The 21,149-nt window shown below is 71.5% G+C and carries 3 protein-coding genes; all 3 read right to left on the reverse strand.

Annotation, left to right across the window (positions count from 1 at the left end; genetic code table 11):
• Positions 1-57: 57 nt before the first annotated feature.
• The 3 genes from ACWF82_RS23950 to ACWF82_RS23960 all read right to left on the reverse strand — a co-directional run bounded on the left by ACWF82_RS23950 (position 58) and on the right by ACWF82_RS23960 (position 20,906).
• A complete protein-coding gene (locus ACWF82_RS23950; RefSeq protein WP_452504486.1) occupies positions 58-7,311 on the reverse strand; it encodes an amino acid adenylation domain-containing protein in 7,254 nt (2,417 codons plus the stop codon).
• Positions 7,312-7,538: 227 nt separating this feature from the next.
• Positions 7,539-13,460, reverse strand: coding sequence for an amino acid adenylation domain-containing protein (locus ACWF82_RS23955; protein WP_452504548.1), 5,922 nt, complete (start codon positions 13,458-13,460; stop codon positions 7,539-7,541).
• 75 nt (positions 13,461-13,535) lie between these two features.
• The gene (locus ACWF82_RS23960) at positions 13,536-20,906 is read right to left on the reverse strand and encodes an amino acid adenylation domain-containing protein (protein WP_452504488.1); all 7,371 of its coding nucleotides are present in this window, start codon (positions 20,904-20,906) and stop codon (positions 13,536-13,538) included.
• Positions 20,907-21,149: the final 243 nt, after the last annotated feature.

Here is a 21,149-nt window from a genome sequence, read left to right on the forward strand (position 1 = left end):
CCGTTCCCTCCGATCGACGGAGTCGACTAGCCGTTGCCCGGTCATGCGCACCTGCACCTATCCATCCATCCCGACCGCCGCGCGCCGCTGCTGCGGCTGCCCGGCGTTGCCGATCATCTCACTCAGGGCGACGATCGTCGCACCGGCGCCGTCGCCGGGCGCTGCCATCGCCACCGCCGACTCGGTGAACACATGGCTCACCTCGTCCTCGCCGCCGTCGTCCGGCGCCATCACCAGCGTCGCGCCGGCAATTCCGGTCGCGACGATCTCCAGCACACCGGCCACCGAATCCGGCCGACCCGCTGCCCTCGTCCGTGATTCGAAGCTGAGCCCGGTCCGCTGGGCCACCCGCTCGGCGGCCCCGGCCAGCTCGTCGTAGCTCAACGTGCGGCCACCGCCGATGAAGGCGACATCGTCACCGCGCAGGGCGCGGGTCCGGTGCGCGTAGCCGATCGGGCGCGGGGACTCCGCGGCCAGCTCCGCCTTCAGCGCGGGGTCGGCCAGGTCGTACCAGTCCAGGCCGTCGGGCGCGTCGAGGATATCGATCGTCAGGCCCAGCTTCACCTCGAGCCGGTCGGGCAGCTCGGCGTCCATCGCCACCAGCGGCACCACCGCGGCACCGGCCTTGAGCACCGCCCAGGTGGCGATCGCCGCGTTCACCCCGCGATCGAGCCGCACCGCCACACCGGTGCCGGGTCCGGCACCGCGGGCGATCAGCGAGCGCGCCAATTGGGAAGAGCGGGCATCGAATTGGTGGTAGGCGAGCTCGGCGTCGCCCAGATCGATGGCGGGGGCCTCCGGGTCCTCCTCCACCGCGGAGGCCAGTTCCTGCGCCAGCGCGGCGCCGTTGGCCGACGGTGCGGGGGCGTAGGCGGCCGCGGTCAGTTCGCGTTCGCGTTCCCCGGCGTCGCGCAGATCGATGTCACCGATGCGGACCCTTGGGTCGGCGGCGACCGCGGTGACGATCTCGGTGAGGCCGCGCGCGAACGCCGCGACGGTGTGCTCGTCGAACAGGTCGGTGGCGTAGGTGAAGACGATGCCGAGCTCGTCGGGTTCGCCCGTCTCGGTCAGCCGCGGCTCCACATTGACCTGGAGGTCGAACTTCGCGGGCCGGGCGGCGAGGTCGAGCGCCTCGATGGTGAGCCCGGGCAGCCGCAGCACCGGTGCCTCGGTGTTGTGGAAGGACAGCACCACCTGGAACAGCGGGTTGTGCGAGACGGTGCCGGTGGGCGCCACCTCCTCGACGATCCGCTCGAACGGCAGGTCGGCGTTGGCGAACGCGGCCAGGTCGACCTCGCGGGCCGTGCTGACCAGCTCGTCGAAGCCGCGCAGCGGCGAGACCTGGGTGCGCAGGGTCAGCGTGTTGACGAACATGCCGACCAGATCGTCGAGCTCGGGTTCGCCGCGGCCCGCGATCGGAGTACCGATCGCGATGTCGGTGCTGCCGGAGACACGGGACAGCAGCACGGCCAGCGCCGCGTGCACGACCATGAACAGCGACGCGTTGTGGCCGCGCGCGATCTCGGCCAGCCGGGCGTGCACGTCGGCGGGCAGCGTGGTGACCACATCGGCGCCGCGCAGCGAGGCGTGCGGGGGGCGCGGGTGGTCGTGCGGCAGTTCGACGGTGCCCGACTGCCCGGCGAGCGTGTGCCGCCAGAAATCGAGTTGCCTTGCGGCGGTGGAGTTCTCGTCGGCCTCCTCGCCCAGCACCTCGCGCTGCCAGAGCGCGTAGTCGGCGTATTGCACCGGCAGCGGCGCCCAGCTCGGCGAGCGGCCTTCGACCCTGGCCCGGTAGGCGATCACCAGGTCGCGGGCCAGCGGCGCCAGCGAGGCGCCGTCGGCGATGATGTGCTGCACCACCACGGCGAGCACATGCTCTTCCTCAGCCAGCGGATCGTCGGTCGGCACCGTGAACAGCCCGGCCCGCAACGGAATCCGCTCGGTCACGTCGAAACCGCCTGCGAGCAGCCACATCACGCGATCGCGCGGGTCGTCGCACTCCTCGATCGGCAGGCCGGTCGGCAGGACCGCGCTGACCGGCAGGATCTCCTGGTACGGCGCCCCGTCGGGCCCGGCGGGGAACCGGGTACGCAGTGCCTCGTGCCGTTCCAGCACGTCGGCGACCGCGTAGCGCAGCGCCGAGGTGTCCAGCGCACCGCGCAGGCGCAGCGCCAGCGGGATGTTGTAGGCCGGGGAATCCGGGTCGATCCGGTTGAGCAGCCACATCCGCTGCTGGGCCGGTGAGAGGGGGATGACACCGCGATCCAGCGCCGGGGTCAGCGGCGGGCGCGGTGCGGCGACCGCGCCGGGCCGCACCCGGGCGGCCAGCGTGGCGACGGTCGGCGCCTCGAACAGGTCGCGAACCACCAGATCGGTGCCGAGCGCCTGGTCGATGCGGGCGATGGCCCTGGTGGCCAGCAGCGAGTTGCCGCCGCGGTCGAAGAAGTCGTCGTCGAGGCCGACCTCGGGCACCCCGAGCAGCGTCGCGAAGACCTCGGCGACGCTCAGTTCGATCGGGGTGGTCGGCGCGCGGAAGGCGGTGGCCGCGGTGAACTCGGGCGCGGGCAGCGCGGCCCGGTCGAGCTTGCCGTTGGCGGTCAGCGGCAGGCTCGCGATCGTAACGACCGCGTCGGGAACCATGTAGCCGGTGAGGAATTCGGCGACCTCGGCGCGCACGGCGACCGGGTCGAGTACCGCGCCGTCGACCGGGACGACATAGCCGATCAGCCGGTCGCCCGCGTGCTCGTCGGCGCGGACGACGACGGCGGCTTGGCCGACGCCGGGTACACCGAGCAGCGCGGCCTCGATCTCGCCCGGCTCGATCCGGAACCCGCGCAGCTGCACCTGCTGGTCACCGCGACCGCCGTATTCCAGGGCGGGCGTGCCGCGGAAACCGATCCAGCGGCCGAGGTCACCGGAGCGGTACCGGCGGGAGCCGGGCGGACCGAACGGGTCGGCGACGAAACGGGTCGCGGTGAGTCCCGGCTTGCCGAGATAACCGCGGGAGAGCTGGCCGCCCGCGATGTAGAGCTCACCCGCGACGCCGAACGGCACCGGCCGCAGCCGGTCGTCGAGCACGGCCACCGAAAGGCCGGGCAGCGCGCGGCCGATCAGGCTGCTCGGCAGTTCGGCGGCGCCGGCGTCCATCGTCAGATGCGAGACGTGCACCGTGGTCTCGGTGATGCCGTACATGTTCACCAATTGCGGTGCGGTGGCATCGGTTCCGTAACGCGCGTACCAGCGGGTGAGCTTGCGCGGATCGAGCGCCTCGCCGCCGAAGACGACGTAGCGCAGCGGCAGCGGCGCAGCGCCCGCGGCCTGGGCGGCCCGGTCGGCCTCGTCGAGCTGGGCGAACGCGGTGGGGGTCTGGCTCAGCACGGTCACCTGTTCGCGGGCGAGCAGCTCCCTGAACTGGATCGGCGAGCGCGAGGTGACATGGTCGACCACGACCACCGACGCGCCGCCCGCGAGCGCGCACCACAGTTCCCAGATGGAGAAGTCGAAGGCGAAGGAGTGGAACACCGTCCACACGTCGTCGGGGTCGAAGTGGAACAGCAGCTGGGTGTTGGCGAACAGCTCGAGCACATTGCGGTGACTGACGCCGACGCCCTTGGGCAGGCCGGTGGACCCGGAGGTGTAGATGACGTAGGCCAGGTGGTCAGGGCGCAGCGTCGCGCGCCGCTCGGCCGGGCGCAGCGGATCGTTCGAGTAGCCGAGATCCTCGTCGAGCAGCACCACCGGCAGGTCGGCGGGCACCAGCGCGCGCTCATACGACGTCGTCAGCAGCACAGTGGGTTTCGCGTCGGCGAGGACGTATTCCAGTCGCTGCGCGGGATATCCGGAGTCGATCGGCAGGTAGCCCGCGCCGGAAAGCAGCACGGCCAGCAGCGCGACCGGCAGTTCCTCGGTGCGCGGAACGGCAACGGCCACCAGGGTTTCCGGGCCAGCGCCGTAGGCGATCAGCGTGCGGGCCAGCGCCGAGGCGCGACCGAGCAGGTCGGCGAAGGTGAGCGAGCGCTCACCCGCCCGCACGGCGATCGCGTCCGGCCGCTGCTGCGCCTGCGCGCAGATCAGGTCGGCCAGGGTGACCTCAGGGACCGCGATGCCCGGCGAATCACCTTCGCGCAGAACCAGTTCCCGCTCACCGGGGGCGAACACATCGATATCGCCGACGGGCACCGACGGATCGGCGACCACCGCGGCAAGCACCCGGGTCCACCGGTCGGCGAAATCGGCGACGGTGGCGTGCTCGAACAGGTCGGTGGCGTAGACGAACGAGGCGGCCATGCCCTGTGGGGCACCGTCGGCGCCGATCTGCTCGGCCAGCTCCACCTGCAGGTCGAACTTCGCCAGCGGCACCGCGAAATCGGCGCCGGACACGGCGAGACCGGGCAGCGCCAGGTCGGTACGGGCCAGGTTCTGGAAGGTCAGCATCACCTGGAACAGCGGATGTCGCGCGGTCGAGCGCACCGGCTCCAGCAGTTCGACGAGGCGCTCGAACGGCACGTCGGCGTGGCCGAAGGCCGCGAGGTCACCCGCCCTGACATCGCGGAGCAGGTCGACGAAGTTCGCCGCCGGGTCGACCTCGGTGCGTAGCACGAGGGTGTTGACGAACATGCCGACCAGCTCGTCGAGCGCCTGCTCGCCGCGACCGGCGACCGGGGTGCCGACCGCGATGTCGCGGGTGCCCGACAGCCTGGCCAGCAGCAGCGCCAGCGCGGTGTGCACGACCATGAACAGCGTCCCGTTGTGCTCGCGGGCCAGCGCGGCCAGCCCGCCGTGCACCGAGGCGGGCACCTGGATGCTCAGCGTGCCGCCCGCCCGGCTGGCGACGGCGGGGCGCGGCCGGTCGGTGGGCAGTTCCAGCTGTTCGGGCAGGCCGGACAGGTTCCGGCGCCAGAACGCGACCTGCGCCGCGAGCAGCGACTGCGGGTCGTTCTCGTCGCCGAGCAGCTCGCGCTGCCACAGCGTGTAGTCGACGTACTGCACCGGCAGCGGCGGCCATTGCGGCGCGTCGCCGCCACGGCGTTCGGCGTAGGCGGTCAGCAGGTCCCTGGTCAGCGGCGCGAAGGAGAAACCGTCGGCGGCGATGTGGTGCACCACGCACACCACGACGTGCTCGACCTCCGACAGTTCGAGCACCCGCACGCGCACCGGCGGGGCCGCGGTCACGTCGAAGCCGGTCAGCGCCGCGGCGGCGATGGCCTCGCCCAGCTCGGCCTCGGTCACCTCGACGACGTCGAACTCCGGCGCCGCGGCCGGATCGCCGGGGGCGAGCACCACCTGGTGGCCTTCACCGTCGAGCACAAGGCCGGACTGCTCGACGCCATCCGACACCGGGTAGACGGTGCGCAGCACCTCGTGCCGGGTGACCAGGTCGGCGACGGCCGCGCGCAGGGCCGGCAGGTCGAGCCTGCCGGACAGGCGCACCGCGACGGGGATGTTGTCGACCGCCGAGGCGGGATCGAAGCGGTTGAGGAACCACATCCGCTGCTGGGCGTACGACAGCGGGACCAGCGCGGGTCGCGGCCGCGGGGTCAGGGCGAGCGAATGTGCCGAAACGCGCTGCTGCTCGGCCTTGTTCGCCAGGGCGGCGACGGTCGGCGCCTCGAAGACGGCCTGGACCGGGACCCGCACGTCGAGCGCGGCGCCGATCCGGGCGACGGCCTGCGCGGCGAGCAGCGAGTCGCCACCCAGTTCGAAGAAGTCGTCGTCGGCGCCGACGCGGCCGGAACCGTCGCGCAGCAACAGCGCGGCGAACACGTCGGCGACGATCTGTTCGGCCGGGGTGGCCGGGGCGCGGAACCCGCGCGCGGTGAACACCGGCGTCGGCAGCGCGGCCCGGTCGAGCTTGCCCACCGAAGTCAGCGGCAGTGCGTCGAGCACCATGATGACGGCCGGAATCATGTACGCGGGGAGCGATCCGGACAGGAATTCCGCCAGCGCTCCGGTGTCGACCGTGCGCCCGACCCTGGGCAGCACATAGGACACCAGCGCGGTCGCGCCCGAGGGCATCGTCTTGCCGAGGGTGACCGCGTAGTCGAGGTCGGGATGCGCGGTGAGCGCGTTGTCGATCTCGCCGAGCTCGATCCGGAAGCCGCGCACCTTGACCTGGAAGTCGGTGCGGCCCAGGTATTCCAGCGACCCGTCGGTCTCGAGCCTGCGCACCAGGTCACCGGTGCGGTAGAGCCTGCCTGCACCGAACGGCGAGGCGACGAAGCGTTCCGCGGTGAGTCCCGGCCTGCCCAGATACCCCTGTGCCAGCGCGGGCCCGGACAGGTAGAGCTCGCCGACGACGCCGGCGGGCACCGGCCGCAACCGGGCATCGAGGACGTACAGGCCCATACCGGGCACCGCGCTGCCGATGGTGATCGGCGCGCGCACGTGCAGCGGGCCCGTGCTGGTGGCGAGGATGGTCGCCTCGGTCGGTCCGTAGCCGTTGTAGAAGGCGCGGCCGTTGGTGGCCCAGCGGCCGACCAGTTCCGGACCGAACCGGTCACCGGCGACGACGACCGTGCGCAGATCGGGCAGGCCCGCCGGGTCGACCGACTCGAGCGCGCCCGGCGTGATCAGCAGATGCGTGATGCGTTCGCGGCGCAGCAGATCCGAGAGTTCGAAACCGCCGAAGATCCGCGGCGGCGAGATGACCAGGGTCGCGCCGGTCGCGAAGGCCAGCAGCAGTTCCAGTACCGACACGTCGAAGTTCGGCGAGCAAACGTGCAGCACCCGCGAATCCGGTTCGACGCCATAGTGTTCGCGCTCGGCGGCGACCAGTGCGGCGAGTCCGGCGTTGGTGACGACGACGCCCTTGGGCTTGCCGGTGGAGCCGGAGGTGTAGATGACATAGGCGGGATGGTGTTCGTCGATCGGCCTGACCCGGTCGGCGTAGCTCACCGCGTGCGCCGGCCGCACGGCGATGCGTTCGGCGACCACCGGATCGTCGAGTTCGATCCAGTAGAGGCCGGTGCCGAGGGCGGCCCGATGCGTCGCGGTGGTCAGGCCGAGCGCCGCGCCGGAGTCGGCGGCGATGTGGGCGATCCGGTCGCGCGGATAGGCCGGGTCGACCGGCACATAGGCGGCGCCCGCCTTGGCGACGGCCCAGACCGCGAGAACGGACTCGATGGACCGCGCGATCGCGATCGCGACGACATCGCCCGCGCCGACGCCACGGTCGATGAGTTCACGGGCCAGGCGTGAGGATTCCTCGTCGAGTTGCCGGTAGGTGAGCTCGCGTTCCCCGCCCGGCATCCCGGTCGGGTTGTAGCGGACAGCTATCGACTCGGCCGCGGATTCGACCGCGGCCGTGAGCAACTGTCCGAATAGCGGTGTGCCGGTAGTACGTCGACGACCGACACGGCCCGTGCGGCGGGGGGTTTCCACAGACCAATACACCTCTCGCGTCCGGCAGCCGAGTCGGACACAGCATAGTCACACCTAACCACTGTCGCCGACCCTCGCCGAGGTGTGCGCCACGACACACCGAACTCTCAGCAACAGAATCGTAAACTGCCGCGAGCCTGTTACGTGGAGCTATCGATTTAACGGCCCGAAACGGCGGTGACCTGCGCTGTTACCGGACCGACTGTGGCCACGGCCACCGGGCCGAGCATCTGTTGATGACTCGCGTCGACCGGATGATCGGCGATGACCCCGCTGATGTACGGCCGCCACCGGGACGCGCCACCCTGGACATTACCGGTCGTCCGCAGCGCGGTGAAGTAGGTGAGATCACCCACGAATCGGGCCGGCGTCAGCTGGGTAACCAATCCGATCGTGTGCAACGCGCCGCGATACATGCCGACGAATCGCGGCAGCGAGATCGGTGTCGACCCGGCCAGCGCCGCGTGCAGTGCGGCCAGGGCGTCGTCGCCCAGTGCGGACAGCCGGTCGGCGGCGGGCAGCTGCTGATCGGGGATGCCGAGTTCACGGAAGGCGTCGCGCAACTCGGCGCCGAAATGAGCAAGGTCGGCGCCGGGCAGGCTGTCCAGCATGGTCAGCGAGGCCACGGTCTCCCCCGCCGCCTGGAGCCTGGTGGCCACGGCCTGCGCGAGGACGCCGCCCAGGGACCAGCCGAGCAGGTGATACGGCCCCTGCGGCTGGGCGGCCCTGATCTCGGCGAGGTAGCGGTCGATCAGGTCGTCCACGGTGGCGGGCCGGAAATCCGGATCGGTCAACGCGGGCGACTGGATGCCGATGATCGGGCGGTCCTCGGGCAGGTGCGGGGCGAGGCCCGCGTAGGCCCAGGCCAGACCGGCGACCGGGTGGAGGCAGAACAGGGGTTCCCCGCTGCCGCCGCGGCGCAGGGGCAGGGTCACCGCGAGTGCCGCGTCGAGGTCGCCGCCGAGACCCGCCGGACCGGCCGCGAGCCGGTCGGCCAGCCCCGCCACGGTCGGGTCGGCGAAGAAGGCGGCCACGGTGAGCTCGGTGCCGGTGCGCTCGCGCAGCCGGTGCACCACCCGGGTGGCCAGCAGCGAGTTGCCGCCGAGGGAGAAGAAGTCGTCGTCGAGGCCGGGGCGTTCGACACCGAGCACCTCGGTGAACACCTCAGCCACGGCGATCGCGTTCTCGCCCACCGGTTCCCGATACCGGCGCGGTTCGAGTACCGGTTCCGGGAGCGCGGCGCGGTCGAGTTTGCCGTTCGCGTTCAGCGGCAGCCGGTCGAGGACGACGAATGCCGCGGGCACCATGTACGACGGAAGCACCTGTGCCACCACGGCTTTCGCTGCCGCCGCGGTCAGCTCGGAATCCGGTGCGGGCACCACGTAGGCGACCAGCCGGTCACCGAGCTGCGGATCGGACTTGGCGAGCACCGCGGCCTGCGCGACCTGCGGTGCGGCCAGCAGCGCGGCCTCGATCTCGCCGAGCTCGATGCGGAAGCCACGGATCTTCACCTGGAAGTCGGTACGGCCACGGTATTCCAGCTCGCCGCCGGCGGTCCACGCGACCAGGTCGCCGGTGCGGTACATGCGGGCACCGTCATCGGCGAACGGGTCGGCCACGAACCGGTCGGCGGTCAGGTCAGGGCGGCCGTGGTAGCCCCGGGCCAGTTGTGCACCTGCGAGGTACAGCTCGCCCGACACGCCAACCGGGACCGGGCGCAGGCGTGCGTCGAGGACGTAGACCTGGCTGTTCCACTCGGGAGCGCCGATCGGCACTGTCGTGCGGTCGTCCGTGGTCACGCGATAGTCGGTGATCGAGACGGCGGCTTCGGTGGGGCCGTAGAGGTTGTGCAGTGCGGCGGAATTCGCGGCGAGGAAGCGTTGCGCGGTGGCGGCGGGCAGTGCCTCGCCGATCGCCAGCACCCGGCGCAGCGCCGGCGGCAGCGTGCCGCCGGATTCGGTGAGCAGGGCGTCGAGCATCGAGGGGACGACGTGCAGGGTCGTCACCGAGCGTTCGGCCATGACATCGAGCAGGTACGCCGGATCACGATGCCCGTCGGGCGCGGCGATCACCAACGTGCCGCCACACACCGCGGCAGACCAGAACTCCCAGACCGACAGGTCGAAGGTGGCTGCCGTCTTGAGCAGCACCGAATCGTCCCGGCCGAGCCCGAAAGCAGCTGTCTTCCACAGCAACTGGTTGACGATCGCGCCGTGCGAGACGGCGACACCCTTCGGCTTACCCGTCGATCCCGACGTGAAGATCACATACGCCGTGTTCTCCGGCCGCAACACGCCACGCCGCTCGTTCGCCGCGATCGGCGCGTCCGACAGTGCGGACAGGTCGAGTGTGTCGAGGACGATCACAGGCGCCGAACCTGGTGCGGATTCCGCACGCGCGATGGCTGGTTCGCCGACCGGGGCCGCATCGGATGTGAATCCCGCACGCGCGGTAACGGGTTCGCTGGCGTGGATGGCGTCCAAGCCCGCGATCGAGGATGCGGACTGGATGAATCCCGATCCCGCCGTGGTCAATACACAGACAGGAGCCGCGGTGTCGAGCACGTGCCCGATCCGGTCGGCGGGTTGTGCGGGGTCGATCGGGACGTAGGCGGCGCCGGTCTGGGCTACCGCGTACATGGCGACGACCAGATCGGTGGATCGGTGGATCGCCAGTGCGACACGGTCTTCCACGCCGACGCCCTGGGTGATCAGGTGGCGGGCGAGACGGTGCACCCGCGTGGCGAAGTCGCGGTAGGTCAGCTGGGTGCCGTCGGGGTCGACCAGTGCGGCACCGTCGGGGTGCGCGGCGGCGGTCTCGGCGAACAGCGAGGCGAGGGTGGCGGGCGGGCAGGGATGGCCGGTGGCGTTCCAGCCGTGCAGGATTCGGTCGCGCTCGGCGTCGGAGAGCAGTTCCAGCTCGTCGACGGGACGCTGCGGGGCTGCGGCGATCGCGGCCAGTACGCGAGCGAAACGGTCCGCGTAGTCGCGGGCTGTCGACTCGTCGAAAAGGTCGGTGGCGTAGGTGAACACGCCACTGATGCCCTGGGCGACGCCGTCGGCGTCGTAGGTGTCGGCGACGACCGCGTGCAGGTCGAACTGCGAGACCGCCAGGTCGACGTCGACGCCATCGACCGCGAGTTCACCGAGCTCGAGACCGGTTCGGGTGAGGTTCTGGAAGGACAGGCCGACCTGGAACAGGGGATGCCGTGCGGTCGAGCGGGCCGGGTTGATCGCCTCGACGAGGCGTTCGAACGGCAGGTCGGCGTTGGCGAAAACCTGGAGGTCGGTGTCGCGCTGGCGGGCGAGCAGGTCGGTGAACGGTTCGCCCGGCCGCAGGGTGGTGCGGAAGACCAGGGTGTTGACGAACATGCCGATCAGGTCGTCGAGGGCGGCCTCACCGCGGCCAGCGATGGGGGTGCCGATCGCGAGGTCGCCGGTGCCTGCCAGCCGGGCCAGCGTCACCGCCAGCGCGGTGTGCACCACCATGAACAAGGTGGCGCCCTTGGCGCGGGCCAGTGCCAGCAGCGCGCGGTGGGTGTCGGCGTCGATCTCGATCGGCACCCGGCCGCCCGCGAAGGACTGCACGACGGGGCGCGGGCGGTCGGCGGGCAGGTCGAGCTGGTCTGGCAGGCCAGCCAGCGCCGCACGCCAGTAGGCCAGCTGGGCCGAGGCCAGCGAGGCAGGGTCGTCCTCGCTGCCGAGCAGCGCCCGCTGCCACAGCGCGTAGTCGGCGTACTGCACGGCCAGCGGCGCCCAGACCGGCGCGGAGCCCGCCGAGCGCGCCGCGTAGGCGAGCATGAGATCCCTGGTCAGCGGGGTCAGCGAGGAACCGTCACCGGCGATGTGGTGCACGACGACGGCGAGCACCGACTCGTCGGGGCCGAGTTCGAACAGCGCGACCCGCAGCGGCACCTGGCCGCGCACATCGAACCCGGACGAACCGAGCGCGTGCATGGCCGCGCCCAGTTCCCCGGCGGCGATCCGCCGCACCTCGAGCTGGGGCGTCGCCGCCGATTCGGGCAGGACCTGCTGGATCGGCCCGTCGTCGGTCTCGGGGTAGATGGTGCGCAGGGTCTCGTGCCGGGCGACGAGGTCGCCCACGGCCGCCCGCAGCGCCTCCACGTCGATCGCGCCGCTCAGCCGCACCGCCATCGGGATGTTGTAGGCGACCGAGTCCGGATCGAACTGGTTGAGGAACCACATCCGCTGCTGAGCCAGCGACAGCGGAATGCGCTCCGGCCGCTCCCCCGCGACCAGCGCGGGACGCGCACCGGCGCCCGCGGATTCGGCGAGTCGCCGCGCCAGCGCCTCCACCGTCGGCGCCTCGAACAGCAGGCGGACCGGGAAATCGGTGTCGAGCGCGGCGCCGAGGCGGGCGGCGATCTGGGTGGCCAGCAGCGAGTTGCCGCCGAGGGCGAAGAAGTCGTCGTCGAGACCGAGCTGGGTGTCCGCGTCGAGGTCGAGGACCTGGGCGAAGGTGCCCGCCACGATCTGTTCCACCGGCGTCGCGGGCGCACGGAATTCGGCGTGCTCGAGCACCGGCGCGGGCAGCGCCCGCCGGTCCAGCTTGCCGACCGGGGTCAGCGGGATGGTGTCGAGCTCCATCAGCACCGTCGGCACCATGTGCGCGGGCAGGCTGCGCTCGGCGAACGCGGTGAGTGCGGCGGTGTCGACCCTCGCGGCGGGCGCTGCGTGCACGTAGGACACCAGAATCGTCGCGCCGTTGTCGAGTTCGTGCCCGACGGTGGCGGCGAAGTCCAGGCTTTCGTGTGCCGAGAGCACCGCGTCGATCTCGCCGAGTTCGATCCGGAAGCCGCGGATCTTCACCTGGAAGTCGTTGCGGCCCACGTATTCCAGCGCGCCGTCGGCGGTCCAGCGGACCAGGTCGCCGGTGCGGTAGAGCCGGGAACCGGCCGGGTCGAACGGATTCGGGACGAACCGGGACGCCGTGAGGCCGGGTCGCGCGTGATAGCCGCGGGTCAGCTGGGCGCCGGTGATGTAGAGCTCGCCGGTGACACCGGGCGGGACGGGGCCGAGCCGGTCGTCGAGGACGTACTCGGCGACACCGCGCAGCGGCCCGCCGATGGTCAGCGGGTCGCCTGGCTTCAGCGGCACACTGATATTGGTGACAATGGTGGTCTCGGTGGGCCCGTAGACATTGTGGAACTCGCGCAAGGTTCCATCTGCCAGCGGAATCGCCCAGCGCCGCAACAGGTCCGGCGGGCACGCCTCGCCGCCGACGGCCACCACCCGGAAGTCGTCGAGTCCGGCCGGGTCGATCGAGGCCAGCGCGGCAGGGGTGATGAAGGCGTGGGTCACTCGTTCCCGGCGCAGCAGCGCGGTCAGATCGTCGCCACCGTAGACGCTCGGATCGACGATCACCATGGTCGCGCCCGCGCCGACCGCGAGCAGCAGCTCCAGCAGCGACGCGTCGAACGACGGCGAGGCGAAATGAAGCGTGCGCGAGGTGGATTCGACGCCGTAGTGCCGCCGCTGCTCCTCGCAGAACCCGGCAAGCCCGGCCTGTGTCACCGCGACGCCCTTGGGCAGACCGGTGGAGCCGGAGGTGTAGATGACGTAGGCCAGGTCCTCGGCACGGATCTGCCGCACCCGGTCGGCATTGGTGACGGGGTCGCCGGCGACCTCGTCGAGCCGGGGCACGATCGCGTCGCCGTCGAGGGCGAGCCAATCCACCCGCGCGGGCAACCGGTCGGCGACGGCGGCGACGGTCAGCCCGAACACCGCACCGGAGTCGGTGACCATGTGCGCCACCCGATCCGGCGGATAGTTCGGGTCGACCGGCACGAAACCGGCGCCGGTCTTGGCGACCGCCCACACCGCGAGCACCGACTCGATCGACCGCGGGATCCCGATGGCGACCAGGTCGCCCGCCCCGATACCGCGGTCGATCAGCAGCCGCGCGATCCGGCTGGAACGCTCGTCGAGCTCGGCGTAGCTCAGACCGCCGAGGGTCTGCCCGGCGTCGGCGAGCACCACGGCGACACCGTCGGGATTGGTCTCCACCGCGGTGGCCAGCAGCTGCGGCAGCGCGGTCACCCTGGCACGCCGGGTCCGCACCGGCCGTTCCCGTACAGGTCTAGTCATCGCGATTCCACCTCACCAAACTCGTTGCCCCGCTGCGCCGATACCGGATCAGGCTACGGGGGTACGCAGGTCCCCCAGCACCAGCACGACCTCGGCCGGGCCGGTGTTGCCCGGCGCGGCGTCGTCGGCGACCAGCGCCCGCAGATCGTCGAGACCGGCGGTGTCGACCGCTTCGATCCCGGCGCGATCGCCGAACAGGTGGCTCACCCATTCCTCGGCGAGCACCGTCGACAAGCCGTCCTCGGCGTCGGGCACCAGCACCATCGACGCGCCGGCCACACCGGCGGCCACCGGCTCGACCAGCGCGGCGAAGCTGTCCGCCGCGCCGCTGCCGAAGGTCCGCGACTCGAAGGTCAGCTCGGTGCCGGTGCGCACCTGGGCACCCGCCGTGGCGAGTTCGTCGTAGCTGCGGACGCCGTCGGTGCCGGCGAACGCCGGGTCGCCGCCGCGCAGGGCCCTGGTGCGGTCGGCGTAGGTCACCGGGCGGGCCGACTGCGTCGACAGTTCCGTCCGGATCGCCGGATCGTCGAGGACGACCCAGTCGAAGTCGCCCTCGGGCGCCATGCCCGCGGTGATGCCGATCTTGGCCGCCGGTTCGACGGGCAGCGCGCCCGACACGGGCAGCACCGCGGCGCCTGCCTTGAGCACCGCCCAGACCGCAACCGCCCAGTCGATCCCGCGCGGAAGAGCAACGGCCACACCGGCTCCCGGGCCGAAGCCGCGGCCGATCAGCAGCCGGGCCAGCCGCGAGGAGCGGTGGTCGAGCTGTTCGTAGGTCAGCGAGTCATCGCCCCAGACCAGCGCGGGGCCGTCCGGATCGTCCTCGGCCGCCGCGGTGAAGGCCTGCGCCAGCGTGGTGCCGCCCGACGGGCTGGTCGGCGCGGGCGCCTGCGCGGCGCCGGCGAGCAGCCGGGCGCGTTCCCGCTCGTCCAGGATGTCGATGTCGCCGACGCGGATCTGCGGGTCGGCGGCGACCGCGGCCAGGATGCGGGCGAAGCGCTCGCCGATGGTGCGCACGGTCGACTCGTCGAACAGGTCGGTGGCGTAGTTGAACAGGGCGACCAGCTCGTCCGGCGCGCCCTCGGCGGTGAACCGGGGTTCGACGTCGACCTGCAGGTCGAACTTCGCCGCCACCGCGGTCTCGAGCGCGGTCACGGTGAGGCCGGGCAGTTCGAGCGCGGCCGCCTCGTTGTTGCTGAAGGTCAGCGCCACCTGGAACAGCGGGTTGTGCGCGCTGCCCTTGCCGGGGGCGACCACCTCGACGACCCGCTCGAACGGCAGGTCGGCGTTCGCGAAGGCGCCGAGATCGGTCTCGCGCGCCAGATCGACGGCCTCGTCGAAGGACCCGGCCGGGTCGAGGGCGGTGCGCAAGGTCAGCGTGTTGACGAACATGCCGACCAGCTCGTCGAGCGCCCGCTCGCCACGACCGGCGACGGCGGTGCCGATGGCGATGTCGGTGGCGCCCGACAGCCGGGCCAGCAGCACGGCCAGCGCCGCGTGCACGACCATGAACAGCGACGACTTGTGCTCGCGCGCGATGTGGTTCAGTTGCGCGTGTACCTCGGCGGGCAGCCGCAGTTCGGTGGTCGCACCGCGCAGAGTCGGCACCGCGGGACGCGGCCGGTCCTGCGGCAGCTCGAGCAGCGGCGGGACGCCTGCCAGCTGGGTCTGCCAGTAGTCGAGCTGTTCGGCGGCGACCGAGCCGGGCTCGTCGTCCGCGCCGACGACCGCGCGCTGCCACAGCGCGAAGTCGGCGTACTGCACCGCGAGCGGCGTCCAGGCCGGGGGCAGCTGCCCGGCGCGCGAGACGTAGGCGGTCATCAGGTCACGGGCCAGCGGGGCCAGCGACGCGCCGTCGGCGGAGATGTGGTGCACGACGAAGACCAACAGCCAGTCGGCGGTCGACCCGTCGGCGAGCAGCCGCGCCCGCACCGGCACCTCGCGAGTCACGTCGAAACCGGCGGCAGCCAGCTCGGCGGCCCTGCCCAGCACATCGGTGGTGGTCTCGACCTCGAGACCGTTCGGCAGCACATCGGCCACCGCCACAATCTCCTGGACCGGTGCGCCCTCGATCGCCCCGCCCCCGACAACGCGGCCGTCGGGTACGCCGTCCTTCGACAACGCCTCAGCATCGGCGGCGCGAGCAGGCGCGGTGGTGCCGACCGATACCGGGAAGCGGGTTCGCAGCGATTCGTGCCTGCCGAGCACATCGGTCACCGCGGCATCGAGCGCGGCCACATCGAGCGCGCCGGTCAGCCGGATGGCGAACGGGATGTTGTAGGAGCCAGACGCCGGGTCCAGCTGGTTGAGCACCCACATGCGCTGCTGAGCCAGCGACAGCGGAATCCGTTGTGGCCGTTTGGTGGCGACCAGTGCGGGCCGCGCTGACGCACCGCCCGCGGCACCGATCCGGGCGGCCAGCGCGGTCACGGTGGGCGCCTCGAACAGGTCGCGGATGGTGACCTCGGCGTCGAGCGCCTCGTTGATCCTGGCGATCGCGCGCGTGGCCATCAGCGAGTTGCCGCCGAGGGCGAAGTAGTCGTCGTCGGCGCCGACGCGGGCCATCCCGAGCAGCTCGGCGTAGACGCCTGCCACGATCTCCTCGGTCGGGGTGGCCGGCGCGCGGAACTCGCCCGCGGTGAAGGTCGGCGCGGGCAGCGCCTTGCGGTCGAGCTTGCCGCTGGGGTTGAGCGGGAACGCGTCCAGCGCGACCAGCGCGGCCGGAATCATGTACGCGGGCAACGACTCACCGATGGCGGCGAGCAACGGCGCCTGCTCGATCCGCTCGCCCGGCCTGGGCACCACGTAGGCGACCAGCTGCTCACCGGCGGGCGAATCGGCCACGATCGCGACGGCCTGGCTCACGGCGGACTGGGCGAGCAGCGCGGTCTCGATCTCGCCGAGCTCGATGCGTTGGCCACGGAACTTCACCTGGAAGTCGGTGCGGCCCAGGTATTCCAGGACGTGGGTGTCGGCGGTGGGCGTGCGCCACACGACCAGGTCACCGGTGCGGTACATCCGAGTACCCGGCGCGAAGGGGTTGGCCACGAAGCGATCCGAGGTCAGGTCGGGCCGGGCGACATACCCGCGCGCGAGCTGATCGCCCGCCAGGTACAGCTCGCCGACGACACCGGACGGCACCGGACGCAACCGCGAATCCAGCACGTACACCTGGGTGTTCCACTGCGGCACGCCGATCGGCACCGAGCCACGGTCGGTCTCGCCGGCGGGCCAGTAGGTCACCGACACGGCGGCCTCGGTCGGGCCGTAGAGGTTGTGCACCTGCGCCGGCGAGACCGCGCGCAGCGCTTCGACCGTCTCCGGCGGCAGCGCCTCACCGATGGCGAACACGTCGCGCAGGGTGGGGATGGCGCCGGGGGTGGTGTGCGCGGCGAACACGGTCAGCATCGACGGCACGAAGTCGGTCATCGTGACGCTCTGCGCCGCAATGGTTTCGGCGATGTAGGCCGGGTCGCGGTGTCCGTCGTGGGTGGCGACGACCAGCTTCGCGCCGCTGCGCAGCGGCATGAAGTATCCCCACAGCGACACGTCGAACGTGGTCGCGGTCTTCTGCAGGTACACATCGCCGGGGCCGAGCGGGTATTCGGCGAGCATCCACGCGATCTGGTTGTCGATCGCCTGGTGCGACACCGCGACACCCTTCGGGCGACCGGTGGAACCCGAGGTGAAGATGACGTAGGCAGGGTGCTGCGGCAGCACCGGACAGATCAGTTCCGACGAGCTCAGCGGCTCACCCGAGAAGCCTTCCAGCGCAACGGTATCCATCGTGATCACCGGCGTAGCGGCGGGCACCTCTACCGCGTCGGCGGTGGTGGTGAGCACGCATACCGGCTGCGCGGTATCGAGGATGTGGGCGATCCGCTCGGCCGGATGATCCGGATCCAGCGGCACATAGGCGCCACCGGCGGTGACGATCGCGTACATACCGACAACCAGATCCAGCGACCGGCGCACGGCCAGCCCGACCAGCGACTCCGCACCGACCCCGCGCTGCACCAGCAGCCGGGCCAGCCGGTTCACCCGCTCGTCGAACTCGCGATAGGTCAGCTCGGCGCCCTCGTAGGCCAGCGCGACCGCATCGGGATGCGCGGCGACCGCGGCACGGTAGCCGTCGAGCAGCAGCGCGGGCGCGAGCTCGTGCCGGGTGTCGTTCCACTGCTCCAGGATTCGCGTGCGCTCGACCGGCTCCAGCAGCTCGATCGCACCGACCGGGCGGGCCGGATCGGCCACCACTTCCGACAGCAGCCGCACCAGACGATCGGCGAAACCGGCGACGGTGGCCTCGTCGAACAGGTCGGTGGCGTAGGTGAACGCCGCCGACACACCGCTCGCCACGCCATCGGTTTCCAGTGGAACCAGGGTGAGTTCGAGATCGAACTTCGCGAACGGCACGGCCAGATCGACACCGGAGACGGTCAGCCCCGGCAGTTGCAGTTCGGTGCCTGCCAGGTTCTGGAAGGTGAGCATCACCTGGAACAGCGGGTGGCGGGCCATCGACCTGGCGGGATCGAGCAGCTCGACCAGCCGCTCGAACGGCACGTCGGCGTGGCCGAAGGCGGCGACGTCGGTGCCGCGGACCGCGCCGAGCAGCTCGTCGAAGCTGCGCGCGGGGTCAACCTCGGTGCGCAGCACCAGGGTGTTGACGAACATGCCGATCACGTCGTCGAGCACCGCTTCGCCACGGCCCGCGACGGGGGTGCCGACGGCGATGTCGGTGGTGCCCGACAGGCGCGCGAGCAGCACGGCCAGCGCCGCGTGCACCACCATGAACAGCGTCGAATTGTGTTCGCGGGAAAGCCGATCCAGCGCGGCGTGCACCTCGGCGTCGATCCGGAAGTCGTAGCTCGCACCACGGTTGGTCATCGCCGCGGGGCGCGGGCGGTCGGCGGGCAGGTCCAATTGCTCCGGCAGCCCGGACAATTCGTCACGCCAGAAGGAGATCTGCTGCGCCAGCAGCGAATCCGGATCGGATTCGGCGCCGAGCGTGGCCCGCTGCCAGAGGGTGAAGTCGGCGTACTGCACCGGCAGCTGGTGCCAGTGCGGCGCGTTGCCGCGCAGCCGGTCGGAGTAGGCGGCGATCAGGTCGCGGGTCAGCGGCGCCATCGAGAAACCGTCGGCGGCGATGTGGTGCACCACGCACAGCAGCACGTGTTCCTCGGCGCCGAGGCGGAACAGCCGCACCCGCACCGGCGGCGCGACCGCCACATCGAACCCGGCCACGGCCTGCTCGGCGATCAGCTGGGGCAGCTGCTCCGCCGTCGCGTCGACCACCTCCAGCAGCGGGACCGCGCGCGGATGGCTCACCGGCAGCACCAGTTGCACGGCGTCGCCGTCGACCTCCGGGTAGATGGTGCGCAGCACTTCGTGGCGGGAGACCAGGTCGGTCACCGCGGCACGCATCGCGGCCAGATCCAGCGCGCCGGACAGCCGGACCGGCAGCGGAATGTTGTTGGCGCCGCTGGCCGGATCGAAACGGTTCAGGAACCACATCCGCTGCTGCGCGTACGACAGCGGGATCTGCTCGGGGCGGGCCTGCGCGGTCAGCGGGTTGCCGGTACCGGCGCCCACATGCGACTCGACCCGGGCGGCCAGCGCCGACACCGTCGACGCCTCGAACACCAGCTGCACCGGCACCCTGGCATCGAGCGCGGTACCGATCCTGGCCACGGCCTGGGCGGCCAGCAGCGAGTTGCCGCCGAGCTCGAAGAAGTCGTCGTCGGCGCCGACCCGCTGCTTGTCGTCGTCACCGGGCACCAGCAGCGCCGCGAACACCCGCGCGACGATCTCCTCGATCGGTGTGCTCGGCGCGCGGAACTCGCGGGCGGTGAAGGTGGGCTCCGGCAACGCTTTTCGATCGAGCTTGCCGACCGGGGTCAGCGGGATCTCGTCGAGCAGCATGATCGCCGCGGGCACCATGTACGCGGGCAGCAGGCCCGACAGGTAGTGGGCGAGGTCGGCGGGGGTCACCGCGGCGCCCGCGCGGGGCAGCACATAGGCGACCAGCGAGGTCACGCCGTTGGTCAGCGTGCGGCCGAGGGTGGCCGCGAAGTCGACGTCGGCGTGCGTGGTGAGCGCGTTGTCGATCTCGCCGAGCTCGATGCGCAGGCCGCGGATCTTCACCTGGAAGTCCGAGCGCCCGAGGTACTCGAACGCACCGGAGGTATTGCGGCGCACCAGGTCACCGGTGCGGTACAGCCGTCCGCCCGGCGCGCCCGCGTCGGCGCCGAAGGGGTTGGCCACGAATCGTTCCGTGGTCAGCGCGGCGCGGTCGAGGTAGCCCTGTGCCAGCGCGGGACCGGCCAGGTACAGCTCGCCGACCACGCCGGCGGGGACCGGGCGCAGGCGCGCGTCGAGCACGAACGCCGCGACGCCGGGGATCACCGAACCCAGCGTCACCGGCTCGCCCGCGGTCATCTCGCCGGTGGTCACCATGACGGTGGCCTCGGTGGGGCCGTAGGCGTTGAACACCGAACGGTCGGCGCTCGCCCAGCGATCCACCAGTTCGGGGCCGAGCTTGTCACCACCGGTGACGACGACGCGCACGCTGTCGACCGCGGTGGAGTCCACCGACTCGAGCGCGCCGGGCGTGATCAGCAGGTGCGAGACCTGTTCCCGGCGAACGAGATCGGCGAGCTCGTCGCCACCGAATACGGTCGGCGGGACGACAACGAGGGTCGCGCCCGCGGTGAAGGTGAACAGCATCTCCATCAGGGAGAAGTCGAAGCTGGGCGAGCTCAGGTGGGTCACCCGCGATTCGGCGGTGACGCGGTACTGCCTGCCCACCGCGGCCATCGTCGACAGGCCGGCCTGGGTCACCACGACGCCCTTGGGCAGACCGGTGGAACCGGAGGTGTAGATGACGTAGGCCGGGTGGTGCTCGTCGAGCGTGCGCACCCGGTCGCTGTAGGAGATGGCGTGCGCGGGCTGCGCGGCGACGGCGGCCGCCACCGCGGGGTCGTCGAGTTCGAGCCAGGTCGTCGAGTCGCCGAGGCCGGGCCGGTGCGCGGAAGTGGTCACGCCGAGCACGGCGCGCGAGTCGGTGACGATGTGGGCGATGCGCTCGGCCGGGTAGGCGGGGTCGATCGGCACGTAGGCCGCGCCCGATTTCGCCACCGCCCAGACGCTGAGCACCGATTCGATCGAGCGGGTGATCGCGACGGCGACGATGTCACCGGGGCCGACGCCGCGGGCGATCAGCTCCCTGGCCAGGCGCGATGACTCCTCGTCGAGTGCGCGGTAGGTGAGTTCCCGCTGGTCGGCGGGCTCGCCGGTGGGGTTGAACCGGATGGCGACAGCATCGGCGGCCGACTCGACCGCCCCGGTCAGCAACTGCCCGAATGTCGGACTGCTCGACCGGCGACGGCGGTTACCGCGGGCAGAACGGCGGGCAGTTTCCATTCGGGTTCATTCACCTCTCATCGAGCCTGGACGCGCGCGAACGGCCGCCCCGTGCAGATCGAGCCATCATATCGAGGAGCGACATACCGACCGAATGTCGTGCCGACAGCCCCAATTTCCCGGGCCCCGGGTACTAGGGCCTTGAGGAGTATCGGCCCAGCGCCAAGCGGTGTTGCCGGATCACACAGCAAAGTGACGGGGCTCATACCGAACCACCGTCACCAGGCTTTCACGGACGAATCC

Source organism: Nocardia sp. NPDC055053 (genome assembly GCF_053608285.1).

Bases quoted from the DNA above. Each gene is read 5' to 3' on its own strand.
- ACWF82_RS23960 (WP_452504488.1), bottom strand. From the start codon at position 20,906: ATGGAAACTGCCCGCCGTTCTGCCCGCGGTAACCGCCGTCGCCGGTCG.